Here is a 22,489-nt window from a genome sequence, read left to right as displayed (position 1 = left end):
GCGTGCGGCACCTGCCGCGCGTCGTCCTCGTCGTGGCGGCCCGGGTCCAGCGAGATCAGCCGGGTGACATCGAGCAGGGCGGCGGCCAGGTGCACGCCGCCCGGCGCGACCAGGTAGCGCGGCCGCCAGACCGGGTCGAACTTGGACTTGAACCGGCGCAGCCCGCTGAAGCCGTAGAAGCGCTCGCCGTGGCGGGCGACCAGGTTGGCGAAGCGGTTCCAGCGCCCGGCCAGGCGATGCTGGGGCAGGCCCGACAGCGGCGCCATGCCCAGCGAGAAGCGGGCATAGCCGTTGGCCTTGCCCCACAGGAACATCTCCACGAACAGGTAGTCCATCGTGCCCTTGGGCGCCGCGGTGCCGTAGCGCATCAGGTCCACCGACAGTTCGTGGCCGGCCGGGGCCGTCCACAGATTGGCGAAGGCGACGATCTGCCCGGCCTGCTCGACCACGGCCACCGGGAAGCGACGCAGGTAGGCCGGGTCGAAGCTGCCCAGCGAGAAGCCCTTCTCCTCGCCGGACTTCTCCTCCAGCCACTGGTCGGAGATCTGCGCCAGCACCGGCATGGCCGCGTCCACCTCGTCCGGCGTCAGCACGCGGAATGCCAGTCCGGCGCGCTTGCCGCGGTTGAATGCCTGGCGCAGTTCGGCATGCTCGCGCCCTTCCAGGGTGAACTCGCCGATCGGCACCATCGCCTCCTCGCCGAGCTTGACCAGGCTCAGGCCCAGGTCCAGGTAGGTCTGCCAGTAGGCCTCGCCGACCTGGTAGAACACCGGGCGCAGGCCCATGCGGTCGGCCTCCTCGCGGAAGCGCCAGATCAGCGCGCGCGCCACCTCCGGCGGGCCGACCGGATCGCCCATCGAGATCAGCGAGCCGCCGTAGCGCTGCATCATCACGAACCCCTGGCCGGCATCGTCGCGCAGCAGCGCCTTGTCGCCGGTCAGCGCCAGGCAGGCCTGGGTGTCGCGCGCGGCGGCCAGCACCGGGGCGATCGCCGCCAGCTCGGCGGCACCGGCCACCGGCAGCGGCCGCCGCGTGCTGCGCAGCAGCCGTGCCAGGCCGAACACGATCAGCACCACTGCGATCACCAGCAGCGCACGCAATGCGCGCGGTGCGTTGGCCGAGGACGCGAACTCCCACCACAGCTCGTTGCTGTATTCCACGTGCTGGTAGCAGAAGAACAGCAGCCACACCGTGCCCACCAGCACCAGGCCCAGGTTGGCCAGCCAGCGCCACGACCAGGCCTCGTCCAGCAGCGCGCTCTGGCGGTAGAACTCGCGGCGCGAGGCCCACAGCGCCAGCGCGGTGGCGGCGGCCCACAGCGCCACCGCGTAGTGGCTGCCGCGCAGCGGCGCCAGCGGCACCAGCGCTGCGCACACCACCAGCGCCAGCATCCAGGCCGAATGGCTGCGCCGCTGCAGGCCCTGGCCGATCAGCAGCAGGGCCACCCCGCCCAGGCTGACCAGCAGGTGCGAGGTCTCGATCAGCGGCAGCGGCGCCACCGTCTGCCGGCGCACCGGGGTGGGCAGGGTGCCGTCGATGACCATCGCCGCGCCGATGGCGAACACCGCCAGCGCGATGATGTGCGGCAGCCACGGCCGCAGCGTGGTCCACGCCGCGCGCGCGCCGGCCGCCCCCGCGTTCAGCGCCGGCCCGCGCAGGCTGCCCAGCGCCGCCATCGCCAGGGCGATCAGCAGCGGCACCACGTAGTAGGTGACCCGGTAGACCAGCGCGGCGGCGAGCAGCGCGCCCGGCGCCACCGCCGGCAGCAGCTTGAGCATGCTCCACTCGAACACGCCCAGGCCGGCCGGCACCGTGGACACCAGGCCGGCCAGCACCGCCACCAGCCACAGGCCGATGAAGCCGAAATAGCCCACGCCCGGGGCTTGCGGCAGCAGCACGTAGAACGCGCCGCTGGCCAGGCCCAGCTCGACCATGCTCAGTGCGCTGACCCCCAGCACCGTGCGCCGGTCCGGCAGCCACAGCCGCACCTTGCCGATGCCGAACTCGCGCCCGGCGTGGCCGACCGCCGCCAGCATCGCCGCGTAGGCCAGCAACACCGCCACGCCGGCCATGCGGACCCAGCCGGCCGACACCGGCAGCATGCGCGCGGCCGCATCCGGCTCCAGGCACAGCGCCAGGCCCAGCAGCACCCAGGCGCCGAACACGAAGCCCAGGGTGCTCATCAGCACCACCTGGCCGATCTCCAGCAGGTTCAGCCCGGCGCCGCCGTAGCCGCGCAGGCGCACCGCGCCGCCGGTGAGCGCGGCGAACCCCAGGGTCTGCCCGGCCGCGTGGGCGAGGAAGGCGGTGATGCCGATGCGTGCCGGATGCAGGTGCTTGCCGCTGCGGCGGATGCCGATACTGTCGAAGCCGATCAGGCAGGCGTAGCTGCCCAGGCCCAGCAGCAGCGCCAGCGCGATCTGGCCGTCTCCCAGCGCCTTGAACGCCTGGCGGATCTGGCGGTAGCCGTGTTCGGTGAACTCGGCCGACAGCGCGTGCAGCGCCAGGGCCAGGATGGTGAGGCTGATCAGCAACGGGAGGACGCGCCGCCAGGTGGGGGCATGGGGAGCGGATTCTGGAACGGGCTTGGCCGACATGGAGGGGACGAGGAGGCGGACGCGCGGTCCGGTGGAAGAACGCGGACAGGATCGCCGCGGCTGCGTGAAGGAGCTGCGGATCATAGTGGAAGCCAATGAACCGCGGCGCTTCGCAGCGGCCCTGCCGGCAGGCACAATCGCGGGGTGACCGATGTCCCGCCCCCGTCCGCTTCGTCCGCCGCTCGCGCTCCATGGCTGCCGCCGCGGCGCCGCGATGCGACGGCCAGTGCCGTTGCCGGCGGCGGCCGTCCCGGTACGGACGGGCCGCATGCCTTGCGCGGCGTCGCGGATCGGGCCGCACGCCCTTTCCGCGTCGCGCGCGTCGGCTGTCCCCGTCCCCGGGTCCGCCCGGTGGCCGATGCCGCGGCGGGGCCGCATTCCCGGCTTGCTGCCCGGCCCTGCCCGCCGCCTCCCTGGAACGGTCCGGCGACATGAGCCACCCCGCCGCTTTCCCGAATTACCGCAACGAGGAGATCGCATCATGGAACGCTACGAGACCGGCGCGCGCCTGTCGGAAATGACCGTCCACCACGGCGTGGCCTACCTGTCCGGCCAGGTGGCCGAGGACACGTCGGTCGGCATCGTCGACCAGACCCGCCAGGTGCTGGCCGAGATCGACCGCCTGCTCGGCCTGGCCGGCACCGACAAGACCAAGATCCTGCGCGCACAGATCTTCCTGGCCGACATGGCCGATTTCGCCGGCATGAACCGGGCCTGGGACGAGTGGGTGACCCACGGCCATGCGCCGGCCCGCGCGACGGTGCAGGCGGCGCTGGCCGATCCGGGCTGGAAGGTCGAGATCGTCGTCACCGCCGCGATCTGACCCCGCGCCGGGGCCGGCTCAGCCGCCGGTGGCCGGCGCCGGTTCCATCACGATGCAGTCCACCGGGCACGGCGGGATGCACAGCTCGCAGCCGGTGCACAGCGCCGCGACGACGGTGTGCATGTACTTGGCGCCGCCGACGATGGCATCGACCGGGCAGGCCTGGATGCACTTGGTGCAGCCGATGCAGTCGGCCTCCACGATCATCGCTACCTGCGGCGGCCGGTGCGTGCCGCGGTGGCGATCGTAGGGCACGGCGGCCACGCCCAGCACGTGGGCCAGTGCGCGCGCGCCGGCATCGCCGCCCGGCGGGCAGCGCTCCACGCCGGCCTCGCCGCGCGCCATGGCCTCGGCGTACGGGCGGCAACCGTCGAAGCCGCACTGGCCGCACTGGGTCTGCGGCAGGAGCCGGTCCAGGCGTTCGGCCAGCGTGGCGGTGTCGGAAGGAGGCATGCGTGGCGTCCCCGCGGCGGGCGGCAGACCCCGGAAACGATGGTCCAGGAAATGGCCGGGACACCGGTTTTTCCGGGGGCGTGCCGGGGGCCTGCCTTCATGCATTATCGCCGCAGGCGGCGTGGGCGGCGCATCAGGCCACGCGCGTGCCGCGGTACCAGCGTTCGTGCGCCAGCGCCAGCATCGGCCGGTCCTCGCTGCTGTCGCCGTAGGCGTGGATGCGGGCGTAATCGGACAGGGCGTAGCGCGCGCGGATGTGCCGGGCCTTGTGCGGGCCGCAGTCGGCCCCGTGATAGCGGCCGCTCAGCCGGCCCTCGCATACGTCCAGGCGGTTGCAGATCAGCGCCAGGCCATGGCGCTGGCACCACGGGCGCAGGTACAGGTCTAGCGAGGCGGATACCAGCGCCACCTCGTGGCCCTGGTCGCGGTGCCAGGCGATGCGCTGCATCATCTCCGGCCGCAGCGTGCCCGGCAGCACCTCCTCGGCGAAGGCGCGGCCCTGGTCGGCCAGAGCCTCGACATCGTCGCGGCCGGCGAAGGCCAGGCGCGTCACCCGGGCACGGATGGCGGCGGCCGATACCAGCCCGGCACGGTAGCCGAGCAGCCACGGTCCGACGCGCCATCGCGCCTGCGCCAGCTGCTGCGGCGTGGCGATGCGGCGCAGGAAGCGCGCATAGGTGTCGCACCGGGTGACGGTGTGGTCGAAGTCGAACAGGGCCAGTTGCATGGGCATCGGGTGGAAGCGGGCGGACGCGGGCATCGGCTGCCGGCTTCCCGCCGCTGCCACGGCCGGTCCGGCTTCAGCGCACCGGCATGCCCGGCTGCGCGCCGGCGTCGGCATCGAGCAGCGCCAGCGCGCCGCCGTCGAAGCCGGCCGACAGGATCATGCCCTCGCTCAGGCCGAAGCGCATCTTGCGCGGGGCCAGGTTGGCGATGAACACCACGTTGCGGCCGACCAGCCTGTCCGGCTCGCCGTAGCTGGCGCGGATGCCGGAGAAGATCTGGCGCTTGCCCAGTTCGCCGGCGTCGAGCTCGAAGCGCAGCAGCTTGTCCGAGCCCTCGACGAACTCGCACGCCAGCACCTTGCCGATGCGCAGGTCGAGCCTGGCGAAATCGTCGATGGAGACGTGGCGCGGCGCGGCATCGCTGCCGGCCGGGGCCGACGGTGCGGCCGGCGTGGGCGCGGCGGGCTTGGCGGCGGCTGCCGCGGCCGGGGCGGAGAGGGTGTCCTTGGAAGCGTCGGTCATGGCGTCGATCAGTTTCGGGTCGATACGGGTGAACAGGGCGGCGTAGGGCTGGATCACGTGGCCGGCCAGCGGCGCGGCCAGGTCGTCCCAGCCGGCCACCGGGGCGGCCAGGAAGGTCTCGGCGGCCTCGGCGGTGCGCGGGATCACCGGCTTGAGCGCGGCGGCGAGCACCCGGAACAGGTTCAGGCCCTGGGTGCACACCGCCTGCAGCTGCGCATCGGCGCCCGACCGGCCGTTATCCAGTTCCTTGGCGATCACCCACGGCTTGTGATCGTCGATGTACTTGTTGGCCTCGTCGGCCAGCGCCATGGTCTGGCGGATCGCGCTGGCCGGGTCGTTGCGCTCGTAGGCCGCGCGGATCGGCGCCAGCGCCTCGACGAAGCGCGCATAGGTCGCCGGCTCGGGCAGCGCGGCGGCCAGGCGCCCGTCGAAGCGCTTGTGGACGAAGCCGGCGCAGCGGCTGGCCAGGTTGACGAACTTGCCGACCAGGTCGGCGTTCACCCGGGCCACGAAGTCGGACAGGTTCAGGTCCAGGTCGTCCACGCCGCCGGAGGACTTGGCGGCGAAGTAGTAGCGCAGCGCCTCCGGTTCCAGCCCGGCGTCCAGGTAGGTGCGCGCCATCACGAAGGTGCCGCGCGACTTGGACATCTTCGCCCCGTCCACGGTCAGGTAGCCGTTGACGTGCAGCGCGGTCGGCGCGCGGTGGCCGGTGCCGTGCAGCACCGCCGGCCAGAACAGGCCGTGGAAGTTGACGATGTCCTTGCCGATGAAGTGGTGCAGCTCGGTCTGCGAATCGTCGGCCAGGAAGCGGTCGAAATCCTCGCCGCTGCGCGCGCACAGGTTCCTGAAGCTGGACAGGTAGCCGATCGGCGCGTCCAGCCAGACGTAGAAGTACTTGCCCGGCTGGCCGGGGATCTGGAAGCCGAAGTACGGCGCGTCGCGGGAGATGTCCCAGGCGCGCAGCCCGCCCTCGCTGTCCAGCCATTCGGCCAGCTTGGCCTTCACCCCGGGCAGGGCGACGTCGCCGGCCAGCCACTGCCGCAGGAAGGCCTCGAAGTGGCCGACCTCGAAGAAGAAGTGCTCGGACTCGCGGACCTGCGGGGGGGTGCCGGAGACCACCGAGCGCGGCTCCTTCAGGTCGGTCGGCGCGTAGGTGGCGCCGCAGACCTCGCAGTTGTCGCCGTACTGGTCGGGCGCGCCGCAGTTGGGGCAGATGCCCTTGATGTAGCGGTCCGGCAGGAACATGCCCTTGACCGGGTCGTAGAACTGGGCGACCGAGCGGCGGCTGATGTGGCCGGCCCGTTCCAGCTTCAGGTAGAACGACTCGGTGAGCTCGCGGTTGGTCGGCGAGTTGGTCGAGTCGTAGTTGTCGAAGGCCACGCCGAAGGCGGCGAAGTCGCGCTGGTGGCTGGCCTGGACGTTGGCGATGAAGGTCTCCGGCGTCACCCCGGCCTTCTCGGCGGCCAGCATGATCGGCGTGCCATGGGTGTCGTCGGCGCAGACGAACCAGGTCGGGTTGCCGCCCATTCGCCGCGCGCGCACCCAGATGTCGGCCTGGATGTAGCCCACCAGGTGGCCCAGGTGCAGCGGGCCGTTGGCGTAGGGCAGGGCGGAGGTGACGAGCGCGGTGCGGGACATGGCGTGGGACGGTGCGGGGAGACCGGCGATTATCGCACGCGCGCTGCAGCGGGGCCGGCGCGGCATTGCCCCCGGGCCTCGTGTCGCCCGGTCGGCCCGGTATTTCCGGCCCCGGCAGGGCGGGAGCGGGCATCCCTGCGTGGCGGCTGGGCCGGCGACGCGCGATCCGGGCGAAGGCCCGTGGTCGCGCTCCGGTATCAGGCCGTCCGCGCGCCTGCGCGGACGGTAGGGCAGGGCCTACTCGCGGACCCAGGTCTGGGTCCGCGCCGCAGCGGGGCCGGCGCGGCATTGCCCGAGGCCTCGTGTCGCCCGGTCCGCCCGGTATATCCGGCCCCGGCAGGGCGGGAGCGGGAACCCCCCGCGTGGCGGCTGGGCCGGCGATGCGCGATCCCGGCGAAGGCCCGTGGTCGCGCGCCGGTGTCAGGCCGTCCGCGCGCCTGCGCGGACGGCGGGGGCAGGGCCCTACTCGCGGACCCAGGTCTGGGTGCGGCCCAGCGCCTCGATGCCGATGTAGCCGCGCAGCTGCAGCTTGCTGCCGCCGTCGGTCAGGCTGACCTTGGCCTTGTAGGTCTTGCCCTTGGCCGGATCGAGCACCGAACCGCCGCTCCACACCTCGCGGCCGTCGGGCTTGAGGCCCCACAGGATCACCATGCCCTCGATCGGCTTGTTCTTGCGCTCGCCGTCGCACTTAACGCACAGCGGATGCGGGCCGTGGTCGGACTGCAGCACCTGCACCACCTTGCCGGCCAGGGTGCCCTTGTCGGCCTCGAAGATCTCCACGATCGACTTCACCTTGCCGGTCTCGTCGTCGATGGTCTTCCAGCGGCCCACCGGCGATTCGGCGGCCTGCGCGGCGAACGCCGCCAGCGCCAGGGGCAGGGCCAGCCACAGGGTCTTGAAGATCTTGCGCATGTCTTTCCCCTCCCAGGGGCGGTCGATGGCCGGCGTGGCCGTGGAGGGGGCGACTGTATACCCATCCGCCAGGGTACGGAACGCGACCAAAGTCAGCGTCCGCGGCGGCGCCTCATTGCAGCACCACGCGGCTGCGGTTGTCGTCCGGGACCCGGTCGATCAGCTTGTTGTAGGGATCGAAGCCGGCCTCGTAGGGCAGCTCGTCCACGGTCACGGTGATCCTGGGGTTGCCGGTGTCGATGTGGTGGCGCTGCAGGTACAGCACCTTCTCGTCGCGCTCCTTGCCCGAGGGGCTGCGCGCGAACACGCCCACCTCGATCCAGTCGTCCAGCTTGCCGGCGCTCTCCTTGCCCTGGCCGTCGGCGTAGCGCTTGGCGGCGTGCAGGTCCAGGGTGACGTCGAAGCGGCCGTCGCCGCGCCTGCGCGCGCTGGCCGCGACGACGCGGTTGTCGTAGAAGGTGATCCTCTCGAACAGGTCGGTGATCAGCGCCTGCTGGTCCGGACGGGCCTCGGCGCGGATGAAGTCCAGCAGTTCGGCGGAGGTGGTGAACGGGGCATGCTGGAACGCCTTGGCCTGCACGAACCGGCGCAACGCCCGGTCGAGCGCGGCCTCGCCCATTTCCTCGCGCAGCCGGTAGAACACCAGCGAGCCCTTCTGGTAATGGATGTACTGCTGCTTCTCCACCCGGTACAGCGGCAGCTCCTCCACCGCCTCGCCGCTGCGCCCGGACAGGTAGCTGTCCAGTTCGTTCTTCAGGAACTGGCGCATGTGCGCGCGGCCGTACTCGCGCTCCATCACCATCAGCGCCGAGTACTGGGCCAGGGATTCGGACAGCATCGTGGCGCCCTGCACGTCGGCGCCGATCACCTGGTGGGCCCACCACTGGTGCGCGACCTCGTGCGCGGTGACGTAGAACACGTAGTCGATGTCGTCGCGGTCGCGCAGGTCGGCGATGAAGCCGAGCGACTCGGAGTAGGGGATGGTATTGGCGAAGCTCTGGGCGAAGCGGGCGTAGCCGGGGAACTCGATGATCCGCACCTGGCGGTGCTGGTAGGGCGAGAAATTGGCCTCGTAGTAGGCCAGCGACTTGCGCACCGCCTCGATCATGCGATCGACGTTGTACGGGTGCTTGGGGTCGTAGTAGATCTCGATCGGGATGTCCTTGTAGTAGGCCTTCTTCACCTGCCAGCGCGCCGACAGGTAGGCGTAGAAGTCCAGCATCGGCCGGTCCATGGCGTAGTCGAAGCAGCGCCGTCCGTCGCGCACGTATTCGCGCTGCAGGTAGCCCGGCGCCAGCGCGATCTGGTCAGGCGCGGTGCACACGCGGGTGGTGAAATCGATCCAGTCGGCGTCGCGGGCGACGTAGGTGTTGGCGCGCGCGGCCCGGTCCTCCAGCTTCGGCATGCGGTGCGGCTCGCCCAGCCCGCGCTTGCGGCGGTCGTTGCGATCCTCGATCTCCCCGGCCGGGTCGTAGCCGAAGGAGGGCAGGATGCCGCTGTTGAAGAAGCTGCCGTTGTCCACCACCTGGCTCTGCGCCACGTCGGCGGTGATCCCGGTCGGGTGCAGGTCCACGCGGAACGTCACCTCGCGTTCCTCGCCCGGCTGCAGCGGGCGGTCCAGCCGGTAGATGCGGTAGCCGAGCGGCGCGTCGTGGCGGACGAGCCGGGCCCCGCCCAGGTCGATGGCGGCGAGCGTGCGGTCATCGGGCACCAGGACGTGCACGTCGGCGATCGGCGTGTCGTGGGTGTTGCGGATCCGGTAGCGGCCGTCGATGCGCAGCGATTGGGTCTCCGGATGCAGATCGACCTCGTTGTGCACGGCGACGATGCGCGGTTGCGGCAGGTCCAGGTAGCGGCGGTACTCGCGCTCGTAGCGGGCCAGGCGGTCCAGGTGCTGTTCGGGTGAGACGAACTCGTTGCGCACGTTGGTGCTCCAGTACAGCGCACCGCCGGCCAGCGCGAAGGCCAGCACGCTCGCCGCCAGCGCCACGCCGAGCGGCCCGCGCGCGCGCTGGCGTGCCAGCCTGGCGCGCATGCGCCAGGCGCCGTCGCTGCCGCGCACCCACAGCATCGCCGCCAGCAGCATCAGCGCCAGCAGGCACAGCGCCCAGTAGCCCTGGAAGGCCAGCTGGCCGGCCAGGAAATGGCCGTAGCCGTTCATGTCCGAATACGGCGCGACCGGCCAGGTCCCGAAGTTGTACAGGCTCTGGGTGTAGTCGAGCATGCCCAGCACCGCCTGCCCGACCAGGACCAGCACCAGCAGCGCATAGCCGAGGAACTTGTTGTTGCTCAGCACCTGCAGCACCAGCGCCATCCCGCCCATCAGCACGTAGACGATCGAGCCCAGCGCCAGCGTCTTCAGGTACAGCAGCGGCTCGACGTGGGTATAGCCCTTGCCCAGCTGGACGGCGATCGCGGTCAGGGCGCCGACCGCCTGGAATGCGGCGATCACCACCAGCAGCACGAGGAATTTGCCCAGCAGCGGCACCCAGTTCGGCACCGGCATGGCATCGGTGATGCCGGCCGTGCCGGCTCCGCGCTCCTTCCACACCAGCTCGCCGGCGTAGAACAGCACCACGATTATCAACAGCCAGCTGTAGGCCTGGTGGATCGCCAGCAGCATCTGCGAGGTGACCGGCCAGATCGCGGTGCCGTACATGCTCTGGCGGAACAAGACGTTCGGCAGGAGGTTGGCCACGCCGATGGCCAGCAGGACCAGGAACGGCACGCTGCGCAGCACGCCGGCACTGTCCAGGCGCACCAGGGAAAACAGCTGGCGCCAGGCGGTGCCGGCGCCGAAGGTGGGCGCCACGTGCGGTGCGGCGACGGCCGGGCGCGCGGGCACTGCATCCGTGGCGAGCTTCCTGGACGGGCGGCCGCCGCCGCTGCCGGTGCGGGTGGTGCGGAATACCGCGAAGGTGGCCGCGTACAGGGCGGCGGCCACGGCCAGCCACAGCGCGCGGTTCTGCAGCAGGTAGCCGGTCAGCGGCGGCAGCGCGGCGTTGCGCTCCTCGGCCGACCAGTAGCGGATGCTCAGCGCTAGGGCCCGGATGCCCAGCGGATCGAGCAGGGCCGACAGGTGCTGGTTGTCGACGTCGACGAGCAGCGCGCGGGTGACGCCGTACAGCGTCACGAACACGATCACGCCGATGTACACCCACAGGATGCCGCGGGTGGCCGCCGCCAGCAGCGCCAGCAGCGCGGTGGTGAACAGCACGTTCGGCAGGATCATCACCGCGAAGGTCCACAGGTAGGGACCCAGCCGCACCGGTCCCAGCCGCGCCGAATCGATCCACGGCATGAACTGGGCGACGAAGATCCCCAGCGCGATCACCGCGTAGATCGCCAGGCAGGCCAGCAGCGCCGCGCCGATGCGTCCGGCCAGGTAGTCGCGGCGGCGCACCGGCTTGGAAAACACCAGCGCGTCGGTGCCCAGGTCGAAGTCGCGCAGCAGCGCGTTGCTGACGAACAGCGCGCTGACCAGCAGGCCGAGCAGCGTGAACGCCGTCAGGAAGGTGGCGATCACCGTCGGCGCGTTGCGGTGGATGTTGCCGACGCTGCCGCCGATCTGCACCGCATCGCTGGAGGCGGCGGCGAAGCCGAGCAGCGCCAGCAGCACGGCAATCAGCCACAGCAACGGCGAGCGCAGCTGCTCGCGCAGCTCGAAGCGCAGGAAAGCGAGGGTCATGGCCGGCCCCCGCTCAGGCCGCACGCGCCTGCAGGCGCAGGCGCTGGAAGTAGACGTCCTCCAGGTCCGGCGCCACCGGTTCGAAACCGTCCTCCGGGCGTTCGGCGCTGAATACGTGGATCACCGGGTGGCCGGCCACCAGCCGGGTCGAGAGCACCGTCTGGCTGGCCTCGTAGCCGGGCAGCGCGGCCTTGCTCACCTGCTTGCGCCACACCTGCCCGCGCAGCGCCTCGATCGCCTCGGCCGGGCGGCCGGCCAGCAATACCTGGCCCTTGTTCATGATCGCCATCGTCGGGCACAGGTCGGTCACGTCCTCGACGATGTGGGTGGACAGGATCACCGCCACGTTCTCGCCGATCTCGGCCAGCAGGTTGAGGAAGCGGTTGCGTTCCTCCGGATCCAGGCCGGCGGTGGGCTCGTCCACGATCACCAGGCGCGGGTCGCCGAGCAGCGCCTGGGCGATGCCGAAGCGCTGGCGCATGCCGCCGGAATAGGTGCCGAGCCGGCGCTTGCGCGCGTCCCACAGGTTGACCTGCTGCAGCAGCCCTTCCACCACTTCCTTGCGCGGGCCGCGCGCGGTGATGCCCTTGAGCACGGCGAAGTGGTCGAGCAGGTCCAGCGCGCTGACCTTGGGATAGACGCCGAAATCCTGCGGCAGGTAGCCGAGCTGGCGGCGCACCGCGTCCTTGTCGCGCAGCACGTCGATGACCTGGCCGTCGCTGCCCTGCAGCGTGGCGCTGCCCGAGTCGGCTTCCTGCAGCGTGGCCAGGGTGCGCATCAGCGAGGACTTGCCGGCGCCGTTGGGGCCGAGCAGGCCGAACATGCCGCGCGGGATGTCCAGGTTGACCCCGTCCAGGGCCCTGACGCCGTTGCCGTAGGTCTTGGTCAGGTCGCGGATCTGCAGCATGCGGACATTCCTTGGTCGAATGCCCGAGTGTTCGCGGCATCCGTGCGCCGCGGCAAGCGCCGAAAGTCACCATCCGATGTGGTAGGGCGGAAGTGGTGCGGTGCGGCATCGCGGCCACCGGATGCGGCGCCGGGCGAACATGGGGCCGGCGCGCGTTCGCTGCCGCGGCGCCGCGCCAACAGGCACGGCCATGCGGCGATGCGGTTCCCGGCAGGCCGGTGCCGGCGGCAGCGAACCGCTCCACCGCCACCTGCGCGGTGGGCTATGGCCGGGCCGGCGGCGGCAGCCAGCGGTCGCCGATCCGCAGCGCCAGCCGGTACGGTTCCGGGTCGTTGCGGTTGGTCAGCACGATCACGGTCAGGTGCTGCTTCGGCCAGCGCACGATCACGTTGCGGAAGCCGATGCTCTCGCCGCTGTGCCACAGCGTGTCGCCGTTGATGCGCCAGCCGAAGCCGTAGAACGGCACGTCCGGCTGGTCGGTCCGGGTTGCGGGGCTGAAGGCCTGGCGCAGCGAATCGGCCTTGAGCAGGCGCTCGTCGTACAGCGCCGCGTCCCACTTGGCCAGGTCGTCGATGGAGGAATAGATGCCGCCGTCGCCCAGCACCGCGCTGGTCATGCTCTGGTCGGTGCGTTGCCAGTGGCCCTCGGCCAGGCTGTAGCCGTAGGCGCGGTGGACGACGGTGTCCACGCCGTCCTGGTGGGCCACGGTGCCGTCCATGCCCAGCGGCAGGAAGATGCGCTGGCGCAGGAAGGTGGCGAAGTCCTGCCCGGAGGCCTTGCCGACGATCAGCGCCAGCAGCGCGTAGCCGCCGTTGCTGTAGCGGTAGTGCGTGCCGGGGGCGAAGTACAGCCGGTCCTCGTTCTCCAGCAGGTGCAGCACGTCGATGTCGTGCAGCTGCGTGGCCTGGTCGGCCGGCATCAGATCCTCGTAGTCGATCAGGCCGCCGGTATGGCTGAGCAACTGGCGCAGGGTGATCGGGTCGGCCACCGGCGGCAGGCCCGGCAGCCACTTCTTCACCGGGTCGTCGAGCGAGAGCTTGCCGTCCTCGGCAAGCAGCAGGATCGCCGCGGCGGTGAACTGCTTGCTCACCGAAGCCAGGCGGTAATTGGTCTTGGGGCCGGCGGGGATGCCGTCCTCGAGCACTGCCAGGCCGTAGCCGCGGCGGAACACCGGCTGGCCGTCCTTGAGCACCAGCACCGAGGCGCCCGGCACCTGGCCGTCGTAGGCCGCCATCAGGCCGTCGATGCCGGCATCCGGCGCGGCGACCACGGGCGCGGCCTGGAGCGCGGCCGGCAGCAGCGCCGCCAGCACCAGGCCACCTGCCTTCCACACGCCCGCCCGGCCACGTGCCATCACTTGTCCCCTTGGGTGGGAGCCCCGACCTCCACGCGCCCGGCCGGCTGCTTGCTCGCCATCCAGCCTTCCACGCGGGCCTGCAGGATGTCCAGCGGCACCGAGCCGCCCTGCAGCACCACCGCGTGGAACTCGCGCGGATCGAAGGCGGCGCCGAGCCGGGCCCGGGCCTGGCGCGACAGTTGCTGGATCTGCATCTCGCCGATCTTGTTGGCCAGCACCTGGCCGGGAATGGCGATCATCCGCTCGACTTCGGCATCGGCGTCGTTCTCGTCGAACATCGCGGTGTCGCGCAGGTAGGCCTCGGCCTGCTCGCGGCTCCAGCCCTGCGCATGCAGCCCGGTGTCGGCGACCACGCGCGCGGCGCGCTTCAGGTCGCCCTGCAGGTAGCCGAAGTAGTCGTAGGGATCCTGGTAGAAGCCCAGTTGCTGGCCCAGCGATTCGGCATACAGGCCCCAACCCTCGATGAAGGCGGTCTCCCCGCCGAAGCGGCGGAAGCGCGGCAAGCCTTCCAGCTCCTGCTGCAGGCCGAGCTGGTAGTGGTGCCCGGGAATGCCCTCGTGCAGGAACAGGGCCTGCGCTTCCCAGGTGCGGCGCTCGCCGGGATTGGCGGTATTGATCCACAGGATGCCCGGGCGGCTGCCGTCCTGCGTCGGCGGCAGGTAGGACACGGCCGGCGCGGTGGCGGCACGAAACGGCTCGACCGGGCGGATCTCCAGCGGCGCGCGCGGCAGCGTGGCGAACAGGCGCGGCGCGGTGGCCTGGGCACGGGCCTGCAGGTCGCGGTAGGCGGCCAGCATCGCCGCGCTGTCGCGGAAGGCGAAGCGCCGCTCGGTCTGCATGCTGCGGAAGAACTTGGCCGTCGTGCCGCGGAAGCGGACCTGCTTCATCACCTGGGCGATCTGGTCCTGCAGGCGCGCCACCTCGTCCAGGCCCATCTGGTGCACCTGCGCCGGGGTCAGCGTGGTCGAGGTGGCCTGGCGCACGTCGAAGGCGTACCAGTCCGCGCCGCCGGGCAGGGCGCCGCGGCCGTCGCTGGCGCGGCAGGCCGGCAGGTACTGGGTGGCGATGAAGCCGCGCAGGGCGCGGTAGGCGGGCATGATCCGGTTCTCGATAAGCCGCTTGTAGTCCTCGGTGATGCGCGCGCGGTCTTCGGGCGCGAACGTGTCGGGCATGTTGCGCACCGGGCCCCAGAACAGGCTCTCCTCGGCGCTGGATTTGATGATGCTGTCCAGCTGCGGCAGCACCTGCTCCATCAGTGCGCGCGGCTGCACCACCCCGGCGGCCACGCCCTGGCGCATGTTGTCGATGGCCTGGTCGAACAGCGCCGGGATGCCGAGCGCGCGATGCGCCCAGGCGTCGTAGTCCTGCACCGAGCGGAACGGCTGCGCGCCGGCGCCCGAGCCGAGCACGGCCATGACGTTGGCCACGCTGTAGTAGGTGTTCACCGGCAGCATCCACGAGGGGAACTTCTCCGCCTCCAGCGCCATCTGCGCGTCGTGCACGAACACCTGGTAGCTCAGCAGGTCCTGGCCCTGCAGGCCGTCCGGGCCGAGCTTCTGCACCTTGCCCAGCCATTCCAGGGTCAGCTCGTGGCTTTGCTGGCGGTAGGCCGGCGACAGGAAGTTGGGCAGCTCGCTGTCCCAGCGCGAGTCGCCGTTGAGCGTGGCCTGCAGCGGATTGAGCTTGAGCGTGGCGTCCCAGTAGCCGTCGTAGAGCCGGTTGAGCTGGGTGGCCTTGTCCACCTTGGCCGGGGCCGCCGCGCGTGCCGGGGTGCGGGGAGCGTTCCGCGCCGGGGTGCGGGACGTGGAACGGGTCGCCTTCTTCGTCTTGGCGGTGTCCTTGGCCTTGCCGGTGCCGGCGCTCTTGCCCTTGCCGGTGTTCTTGGCCTTCGCGGACGCCTTGCCCGTGTCGGCGCCCTTGGCCTTCGCGGGGGCCTTGGCCTTGGCGGTGCCCTTGGCCTGGCTGGCGGCCGGCGTGGCCTTCTTCTTCGGGGCGGCTTCGGCGCCGGGGGCCGCGGGCAGGCTCAGCAGGGCGGCGACGGCCAGCGCCAGCAGGCGCACGATCGGGGCAGGCAAGGACATCCGGGGATCCACGAACTACGGCAAAGGCCGCAGAGTGCCCCATTCGCCGGCACACGGCCAGCCTCGAAGGTCACGCCGCGACGCCGGGTTCGCTCGCGCTCATGAATGTCGAGGCAGGGCGGGGCCGTCGGCGGCGGCGGCCGCACGCAGGCGCGTGGCGCGCTCCTGGCCGAGGTAGGCGTCGATGCCGTGGCGCATCAGGTACAGCAGCGGGATCAGCGCGATCGCGCACAGCAGCTTGTAGGCATAGTTGACCGTGCTCACCGCCAGGAACTGCGGCACCGGCCAGTGCTGGGGACCGAGCACGAAGGCGATCCAGATGACCACGAAGCTGTCCACCAGCTGCGATACCGCGGTGGAACCGGTGGCGCGCAGCCAGACATGGCGTTCGCCGGTGGCGCGGCGGATGCGGTGGAACACCACCACGTCCACCAGCTGGCCGATCAGGAATGCGGCCAGCGAGCCGGCGATGGTCCACATGCCCTGGCCGAAGATCGCGGCGAAGGCGGCCTGGTAGTCCGGCACGCCCTGCCCGCGTGCCGCGCCGACCCACCAGGCGGCTGGCGCCAGGTGGATGGCCGCGTAGGCGAACACGAAGCCGTAGCCGATCAGGCCCACGGTCACCCAGGAGATGAAGCGCACGCCGCGCTGGCCGAAGAATTCGTTGATGGTGTCGGTCATCACGAACACCACCGGCCATAGCAGGGTGCCGGCGGTGAAGCTGAGCGAGCCGGTCTGGCCGAACAGGTTCCAGTCCAGCGGCGCGATGCCAAGGGTGTCCTCCAGCGCGAAGATCTTCACGCCGATGAACTCGGCCAGCACCGCGTTGGCGCAGAAGAACGCGGCCAGCACGATGAACAGGCGTACGGCCCGGTCGTCGAGCGTGGAATCGGTCATCGCCTCAGCGGTCCGCGGTACGCGTGAAGGGCACGCTCTCCGGGGAAACGGCGCCGCCGGAGATGATGAAGCTCATCGCCTGGTCCACGGTCCAGTCGGTGGGGGTGAGCAGCTCCACCGGCACGATCTCCAGGTAGCCGGAGGTCGGGTTGGGCGTGGTCGGCACGTACACCGCGGCCAGCTCCCGTCCCGTGCCGTGCTCCTTGATGACGCGGGTGACCAGGCCGACCGACTTCATGTCCCGGTGCGGGAAGTCGATCAGCACCACGCGCTGGGTGCTGCCCGGCTGGGTCTGGAGGATGTCCAGCAGCTTGCGCACGCTGTCGTAGACGATGTTGGCCAGCGGGATGCGGTGCATCACCGCCTCGAACCAGCCCAGCAGGCGCTGGCCGATCACCCGCCGGCTGAGGATGCCCACCGCCAGCACCACCAGCAGGGTGGCGACCATGGCGATGGTGTTCTGCACCCACAGCGCCTTGATCCAGCCCAGGTAGTGCGGGAACGAGGCGGCGATGCGTTCGGACATCGGCACCACGATCGGGCTGGAGATCCCCGACAGCAGTACGAACACGAACTTGACCACGACCCAGGTCAGCCACAGCGGCAGCAGGGTCAGCAGGCCGGTCAGGAACAGGCGTTGCAGGGACGGGCGGGGGGGGGATTCGGTCATGCGCGTATTGTCGTGCGCGCGGCGCACCGCGGCTATAGCCCTGGGCGCAACGGTGCTGTGGCGGAATGGGCCTTGCCGAAGCCCGGCGGCCCGGGTCCGGGTCCGGGTCCGGCTCAGCCCCCGCCCGGGGTTCGCGCGCGCGGCTTGAGCCGCACGTAGACCTGCTTGCGCACGCGGGCGACGACCTCGCCGGCGGCATCGACCACCTCGTTGGTGAACCAGTGCAGGTACTTCTCGCCGTTGGCCGTGGCGGCGCGGATCTGCGCGAGGGTGGCCTCGTCGAGGGTGAACTCGGTCGCCACCGTGCCGCGGCCGGGCTTGACGAACTCGATCTCGGCCGCCTTGTCCCAGACGAAATGGTCGCGGCCGATCTGGTGCATCAGCAGCAGCATCCAGAACGGGTCGGTCATGGCGAACAGGCTGCCGCCGAAGTGGGTGCCGACGTAGTTGCAGTTCCAGAAGCGCTGGCGCAGTTCCACCCGGGCATGGCGCCAGCCCGGCGCCAGCGCGGTGACGTGGATGCCGGTGAACAGGAACGGCGGCCACAGGTTCAGGCCGAGGCGGAAGACGGTGGGCGACATGGCGGCGGCGAGGGCAGGATGGACCGCGATTCTGCCATACGCGGCAGTATGTTCCTGCGGGGTGCGCCTCCCCGGGGCCCGGGCGGATGCCGGGCCCGGGGGCCGCGATCAGAACAGCAGCGAGGACATCCGGCGGCGGTAGGTCCCCACCAGGTCCGCGTCGTCGACGACGCGGAAGGCGTCGATCAGCAGCTTGCGCGGCAGCCCGTCCTCGAAGCCGCGGTCGATGCGCAGCATCTCGATGAACTGTTCCAGCGCGTCGGCGTCGCGGCCTTCGACCAGGCGCCGCACGCCGAGCAGGTGCCGCGCCGCCAGGTCCTTCGGGTCGGCGGCGATGCGCGCTTCCAGCTCGGCGTCGGCCGGGGCGTCCTTGGCCGCGGCGACGAAGGCCAGCCGCGCCTTGGCGCGCACGGTGCGGTCGTCGGTGGCCAGGTTGGCCGGCAGCGCCTCGATCAGCTTGCCGGCCTCCTCGGCCTGGCCGACGTGGAGCAGCGCCAGGGCCAGGTCGAGGCGATGCTCGGCATTGTCCGGCTCGGCCTCGGCCAGCGCGCGCAGGCGCGCCACTTCGGCCTGCGGGTCGAGCGGTGCCGGCTCGGGCTCGGCTTCCTCGGCCGGTGCCGGCGCGGGCTCGATGCCGTGCTGCTTGAGGAACTCGCGCAGCTGTCCTTCCGGCAGCGCGCCGGGGAAGCCGTCCACCAGCTGCCCGTCCTTGACCAGGAATACGGTCGGCACCGAGCGGATCTGGAAGGCCGCGGCGATCTGCTGTTCCTTGTCCACGTCCACCTTGGCCAGCTCGAAGGCGCCGTGGTACTCGGCCGCCAGCTTCTCCAGGATCGGGCTCAGGGTCTTGCACGGCCCGCACCAGGTCGCCCAGAAGTCCACCAGCACGGGGGTCTGCAGCGATTTCTGCAGGACCTCGGTCTCGAAGGTGTCGGTGGTGGCGTCGAATACGTGAGGCTTGTCGGACATGGGAAGCGCCGGGTTCGAATGAGACGCCATGTATGGAGGCGTCCGCGCCGGGATGCAAGCGCGCGAGAATGCGCGCTTGCGCGGAAGAGAGCGGGAGTGGCGGGAGATGGCGGAGCGGATGTGGCGGGCGGCGGCATGGGGCGCGCCGGTGCTGTTCGTGCTGGTGCTGGCCGGTTTCGGGCTGGCTTTGCCGGGGTTCGAACAGGCGCGGCACCCGGTCGCCCTGCTCGGCGCGCGCGGTGTGCCCCGTGCCGATGCCTTCAACCTGGCCGGATTCGTCCTGCCGGGCGTGCTGGAGGCGCTGTTCGCGGCCGGCCTGCGCCGGCGGTGCGGGCCGGCGGGCGGACGCGCCGCGCGCCTGGGCGCGCAGATGCTGCTGATCGCCGGGCTGGCCTTCGTCGCGCAGGGGCTGCTGCCGTGGGCGCCGCAGGACCTGGAGAACGCGGCCGGGCGCCTGCATGCGCTGGCCTGGCTGCTGTGGTGGATCGCGGCGCTGCTGGGACTGGTACTGGCGGGCGCCGGCCTGGGCCGCGGCCGGCTGCGGGTGGCCGCCTGGGTCGCGGCGGGCGTGGTCGCGCTCGGCCTGGCCCCGCTGGGCGTGCCGGCGCTGACCCAGCGCGCCGCCTTCCTGGCCTGGCTGGCGTGGGCGCCGCTGGCGACGGCCTGGCTGCGGCGGCGGCCGGCCCAAACTGGAGCGCCATGACGCGCTGCGGTACTCTTTGGAGTTTGTCCCAACCGGGTTCGCCCGCTTTCCATGTCCGTCGCCGAAACCGCCCCCTACGACCCGCAGCAGGTCGAAGCCGCCGCCCAGCAGTTCTGGGCGGACACCCATGCCTTCGAGGTCAAGGAAGAGTCCGACAAGCCCAAGTACTACTGCCTGTCGATGCTGCCGTACCCGTCCGGCGCGCTGCACATGGGCCATGTGCGCAACTACACCATCGGCGACGTCATCAGCCGCTACAAGCGCATGACCGGCCACAACGTGCTGCAGCCGATGGGCTGGGACGCCTTCGGCCTGCCGGCCGAGAACGCGGCGATCAAGCACAAGGTGCCGCCGGCGCAGTGGACCTACAAGAACATCGAGCACATGCGCGGCCAGCTCAAGTCGCTGGGCTACGCCATCGACTGGACCCGCGAGTTCGCCACCTGCCGGCCCGAGTACTACGTGCACGAGCAGCGCATGTTCACCCGGTTGATGCGCAAGGGCCTGGCCTACCGCCGCAACGCGGTGGTGAACTGGGACCCGGTGGACCAGACCGTGCTGGCCAACGAGCAGGTCATCGACGGCCGCGGCTGGCGCTCGGGCGCGCTGGTGGAGAAGCGCGAGATCCCGCAATGGTTCCTGCGCATCACCGACTATGCCCAGGAGCTGCTGGACGGGCTCGATGCCCTGGACGGCTGGCCGGACTCGGTCAAGACCATGCAGCGCAACTGGATCGGCCGCTCCGAGGGCCTGGAGATCCAGTTCGAGGTGCGCGGCGCCGCCGGCGCGGCACCGGAACCGCTGCGGGTGTTCACCACCCGCCCGGACACAGTGATGGGCGTGACCTTCGTCTCCATCGCCGGCGAGCACCCGCTGGCGGTGAAGGCCGCGCAGTCCAACCCGGCGCTGGCCGCGTTCCTGGAGGAACTCAAGAGGGGCGGGGTGTCCGAGGCCGAGCTGGAGACCCAGGAAAAGCGCGGCATGGACACCGGGCTGAAGGCGGTGCACCCGATCAGCGGCGAGGAAGTGCCGGTGTGGGTGGCCAACTTCGTGCTGATGGGCTACGGCACCGGCGCGGTGATGGCGGTGCCCGGCCACGACGCGCGCGACTTCGAGTTCGCCCGCAAGTACGGCCTGCCGATCCGCCAGGTCATCGCCCTCAAGCGCCCGCGCACCGAGGCCGAGGCGAGCTACGATCCGACCACCTGGCACGACTGGTACGGCGACAAGACCCGCGAATTCGAGCTGGTCAATTCCGCCGAGTTCGACGGGCTGGATTTCCAGGGCGCCTTCGAGGCGCTGGCCGAGCGCTTCGAGCGCAAGGGCCAGGGCCAGCGCCGGGTCAACTACCGCCTGCGCGACTGGGGCGTGAGCCGCCAGCGCTACTGGGGCTGCCCGATCCCGGTGATCTACTGCGACACCTGCGGCGCGGTGCCGGTGCCGGAGGAGCAGCTGCCGGTGACGCTGCCGGAGAACGTCGAGTTCAGCGGCACCGGCTCGCCGCTCAAGACCGACCCGCAGTGGCGCAAGACCACCTGCCCCGAGTGCGGCGGCCCGGCCGAGCGCGAGACCGACACCTTCGATACCTTCATGGAATCGAGCTGGTACTACGCGCGCTACACCTCGCCCGGCGCCAAGGACATGGTCGACAAGCGCGGCAACTACTGGCTGCCGGTGGACCAGTACATCGGCGGCATCGAGCACGCGATCCTGCACCTGATGTACTTCCGCTTCTACCACAAGCTCATGCGCGACGCGCGGCTGGTGGACAGCGACGAGCCGGCCACCAACCTGCTGACCCAGGGCATGGTGATCGCCGAGACGTTCTACCGCCCCAACCCGGACGGCTCGAAGGATTGGATCAACCCGGCCGACGTGGACGTGCAGCGCGACGACAAGGGCCGCGTGGTCGGCGCGGTGCTCAAGGCCGATGGCGCGCCGGTGGAGATCGGCGGCACCGAGAAGATGTCCAAGTCCAAGAACAACGGCGTGGACCCGCAGGCGATGGTGGCCAAGTACGGTGCCGACACGGTGCGCCTGTTCTCGATGTTCGCCGCCCCGCCGGAGCAGTCGCTGGAATGGAACGAGGCCGGCGTGGACGGCATGGCGCGCTTCCTGCGCCGGCTGTGGGCGCAGGTGGACCGGCATGCCGCCGAAGGGCCGGCACCGGCCCTGGACGTGGCCGCGCTCGACGATGCGCACAAGGCGATGCGCCGCAAGACCCACGAGACCATCGCCCGGGTCGGCGACGACTACGGCCGCCGCCGCAGCTTCAACACCGCCATCGCCGCGGTGATGGAGCTGTCCAACGCGCTGGCCAAGTTCGAGGAGGCCGGCGCGCAGGGGCGGGCGGTACGCCAGGAGGCGCTGGAGGCGGCGGTGCTGCTGCTCAACCCGATCACCCCGCACGCCTGCCACGCCCTGTGGCAGCGCCTGGGCCACCCGGCCACGCTGCTGGAGGACGTGCCGTTCCCGCAGCCGGATGCCGAGGCGCTGGCGCGCGACGCGGTGACCCTGGCGGTGCAGGTCAACGGCAAGCTGCGCGGCACCATCCAGGTGCCCGCCGATGCGCCGAAGGACCAGATCGAGGCCCTGGCCAGGGCCGAACCCAATGCCGCCCAGTTCCTGCAGGGGCTGAGCATCCGCAAGGTCATCGTGGTGCCGGGCAAGATCGTCAACCTGGTCGCCGGCTGAGCGCGCAGGCCGTGGCCTGCGGCGGATCCCGCACCGGCCTGCGGCGGCTTCTCGGCAGTGGGGCCGTGGCATCGTGGGCGGGTCCGGCCCCGCCAACGGGGGCGTGTGCATGCGCCGCATGTTGCGGCTGCGGTGCGGGGCGTCCGGTCGGGACGATCCTGGTTTCAAGCGGCAATCACGCCACCCCCGGGTTCAGCGCACGGCCGCCCGCACGGCGCGCAAAGCGCGGGGCGGTCACCCCGTGGCGCCGGTCGGCCCGCGCCCGATGACCG

The 22,489-nt window shown here is 71.2% G+C and carries 15 protein-coding genes and 1 pseudogene; 3 read left to right on the top strand and 13 right to left on the bottom strand.

Features of this window, described 5'->3' with window-relative positions:
• Positions 1-29 precede the first annotated feature (29 nt).
• Positions 30-2,597: pseudogene (gene mprF, locus BN3794_RS10390) on the bottom strand (bifunctional lysylphosphatidylglycerol flippase/synthetase MprF); the annotation flags it as partial.
• A gap of 481 nt (positions 2,598-3,078) precedes the next feature.
• Between mprF and BN3794_RS10385 the strand changes: the two are divergent.
• Positions 3,079-3,420 carry a RidA family protein gene (locus tag BN3794_RS10385; RefSeq protein ID WP_425476714.1) on the top strand — a complete coding sequence of 114 codons (342 nt, stop codon included), beginning with the start codon at positions 3,079-3,081 and terminating at the stop codon, positions 3,418-3,420.
• Positions 3,421-3,438: 18 nt separating this feature from the next.
• Here the strand turns inward: BN3794_RS10385 and rnfB are convergent, their stop codons facing one another.
• The 12 genes from rnfB to trxA form a co-directional block, all read right to left on the bottom strand.
• Positions 3,439-3,873, bottom strand: coding sequence for an Rnf electron transport complex subunit RnfB (gene rnfB, locus BN3794_RS10380; protein WP_066097268.1), 435 nt, complete (start codon positions 3,871-3,873; stop codon positions 3,439-3,441).
• A 133-nt stretch (positions 3,874-4,006) separates the two neighbouring features.
• Positions 4,007-4,600 carry an HAD family hydrolase gene (locus BN3794_RS10375; protein ID WP_066097267.1) on the bottom strand — a complete coding sequence of 198 codons (594 nt, stop codon included), beginning with the start codon at positions 4,598-4,600 and terminating at the stop codon, positions 4,007-4,009.
• 73 nt (positions 4,601-4,673) lie between these two features.
• The gene (metG, locus tag BN3794_RS10370; RefSeq protein WP_066097266.1) at positions 4,674-6,758 is read right to left on the bottom strand and encodes a methionine--tRNA ligase; all 2,085 of its coding nucleotides are present in this window, start codon (positions 6,756-6,758) and stop codon (positions 4,674-4,676) included.
• A 462-nt stretch (positions 6,759-7,220) separates the two neighbouring features.
• A complete protein-coding gene (locus BN3794_RS10365) occupies positions 7,221-7,670 on the bottom strand; it encodes a DUF2147 domain-containing protein (protein ID WP_066097265.1) in 450 nt (149 codons plus the stop codon).
• 112 nt (positions 7,671-7,782) lie between these two features.
• Positions 7,783-11,358 (bottom strand): ABC transporter permease/M1 family aminopeptidase, encoded by a 3,576-nt coding sequence (locus BN3794_RS10360; protein WP_066097264.1) that lies wholly within the window; start codon positions 11,356-11,358, stop codon positions 7,783-7,785.
• 13 nt (positions 11,359-11,371) lie between these two features.
• The gene (locus tag BN3794_RS10355; protein ID WP_066097263.1) at positions 11,372-12,265 is read right to left on the bottom strand and encodes an ABC transporter ATP-binding protein; all 894 of its coding nucleotides are present in this window, start codon (positions 12,263-12,265) and stop codon (positions 11,372-11,374) included.
• A 262-nt stretch (positions 12,266-12,527) separates the two neighbouring features.
• Complete coding sequence (locus tag BN3794_RS10350) at positions 12,528-13,619, bottom strand: serine hydrolase domain-containing protein (protein ID WP_066097262.1); 1,092 nt, start codon at positions 13,617-13,619, stop codon at positions 12,528-12,530.
• Complete coding sequence (locus BN3794_RS10345; RefSeq protein WP_425476721.1) at positions 13,619-15,697, bottom strand: DUF885 domain-containing protein; 2,079 nt, start codon at positions 15,695-15,697, stop codon at positions 13,619-13,621. Before BN3794_RS10345 ends, BN3794_RS10350 begins: the two co-directional genes overlap by 1 nt.
• A 105-nt stretch (positions 15,698-15,802) precedes the next feature.
• Positions 15,803-16,600, bottom strand: coding sequence for a queuosine precursor transporter (locus BN3794_RS10340; protein WP_066097260.1), 798 nt, complete (start codon positions 16,598-16,600; stop codon positions 15,803-15,805).
• A gap of 4 nt (positions 16,601-16,604) precedes the next feature.
• Positions 16,605-17,270, bottom strand: a complete 666-nt coding sequence (locus BN3794_RS10335; protein WP_066098785.1) for a DUF502 domain-containing protein — start codon at positions 17,268-17,270, stop codon at positions 16,605-16,607.
• Positions 17,271-17,383: 113 nt separating this feature from the next.
• Complete coding sequence (locus BN3794_RS10330; protein WP_066097259.1) at positions 17,384-17,851, bottom strand: DUF4442 domain-containing protein; 468 nt, start codon at positions 17,849-17,851, stop codon at positions 17,384-17,386.
• Between the two features lie 108 nt (positions 17,852-17,959).
• The gene (trxA, locus tag BN3794_RS10325; RefSeq protein ID WP_066097258.1) at positions 17,960-18,820 is read right to left on the bottom strand and encodes a thioredoxin; all 861 of its coding nucleotides are present in this window, start codon (positions 18,818-18,820) and stop codon (positions 17,960-17,962) included.
• 106 nt (positions 18,821-18,926) lie between these two features.
• Between trxA and BN3794_RS10320 the strand changes: the two genes are divergently transcribed.
• On the top strand, positions 18,927-19,523 hold the full coding sequence (locus tag BN3794_RS10320; protein WP_066097257.1) for a DUF998 domain-containing protein: 597 nt from the start codon (positions 18,927-18,929) through the stop codon (positions 19,521-19,523).
• 51 nt (positions 19,524-19,574) lie between these two features.
• Complete coding sequence (gene leuS, locus BN3794_RS10315; protein WP_066097256.1) at positions 19,575-22,217, top strand: leucine--tRNA ligase; 2,643 nt, start codon at positions 19,575-19,577, stop codon at positions 22,215-22,217.
• Positions 22,218-22,489 lie beyond the last annotated feature (272 nt).

This window comes from Xanthomonas massiliensis (assembly GCF_900018785.1).
Lineage (GTDB): Bacteria > Pseudomonadota > Gammaproteobacteria > Xanthomonadales > Xanthomonadaceae > Xanthomonas_B > Xanthomonas_B massiliensis.
Note: the sequence above shows the minus strand (reverse complement) of the source record. Positions and strands in the feature narration are given on the sequence as shown.

Bases quoted from the DNA above. Each gene is read 5' to 3' on its own strand.
- BN3794_RS10385 (WP_425476714.1), top strand. From the start codon at position 3,079: ATGGAACGCTACGAGACCGGCGCGCGCCTGTCGGAAATGACCGTCCAC.
- rnfB (WP_066097268.1), bottom strand. From the start codon at position 3,873: ATGCCTCCTTCCGACACCGCCACGCTGGCCGAACGCCTGGACCGGCTC.
- BN3794_RS10375 (WP_066097267.1), bottom strand. From the start codon at position 4,600: ATGCAACTGGCCCTGTTCGACTTCGACCACACCGTCACCCGGTGCGAC.
- metG (WP_066097266.1), bottom strand. From the start codon at position 6,758: ATGTCCCGCACCGCGCTCGTCACCTCCGCCCTGCCCTACGCCAACGGC.
- BN3794_RS10365 (WP_066097265.1), bottom strand. From the start codon at position 7,670: ATGCGCAAGATCTTCAAGACCCTGTGGCTGGCCCTGCCCCTGGCGCTG.
- BN3794_RS10360 (WP_066097264.1), bottom strand. From the start codon at position 11,358: ATGACCCTCGCTTTCCTGCGCTTCGAGCTGCGCGAGCAGCTGCGCTCG.
- BN3794_RS10355 (WP_066097263.1), bottom strand. From the start codon at position 12,265: ATGCTGCAGATCCGCGACCTGACCAAGACCTACGGCAACGGCGTCAGG.
- BN3794_RS10350 (WP_066097262.1), bottom strand. From the start codon at position 13,619: ATGGCACGTGGCCGGGCGGGCGTGTGGAAGGCAGGTGGCCTGGTGCTG.
- BN3794_RS10340 (WP_066097260.1), bottom strand. From the start codon at position 16,600: ATGACCGATTCCACGCTCGACGACCGGGCCGTACGCCTGTTCATCGTG.
- BN3794_RS10335 (WP_066098785.1), bottom strand. From the start codon at position 17,270: ATGACCGAATCCCCCCCCCGCCCGTCCCTGCAACGCCTGTTCCTGACC.
- BN3794_RS10330 (WP_066097259.1), bottom strand. From the start codon at position 17,851: ATGTCGCCCACCGTCTTCCGCCTCGGCCTGAACCTGTGGCCGCCGTTC.
- trxA (WP_066097258.1), bottom strand. From the start codon at position 18,820: ATGTCCGACAAGCCTCACGTATTCGACGCCACCACCGACACCTTCGAG.
- BN3794_RS10320 (WP_066097257.1), top strand. From the start codon at position 18,927: ATGGCGGAGCGGATGTGGCGGGCGGCGGCATGGGGCGCGCCGGTGCTG.
- leuS (WP_066097256.1), top strand. From the start codon at position 19,575: ATGTCCGTCGCCGAAACCGCCCCCTACGACCCGCAGCAGGTCGAAGCC.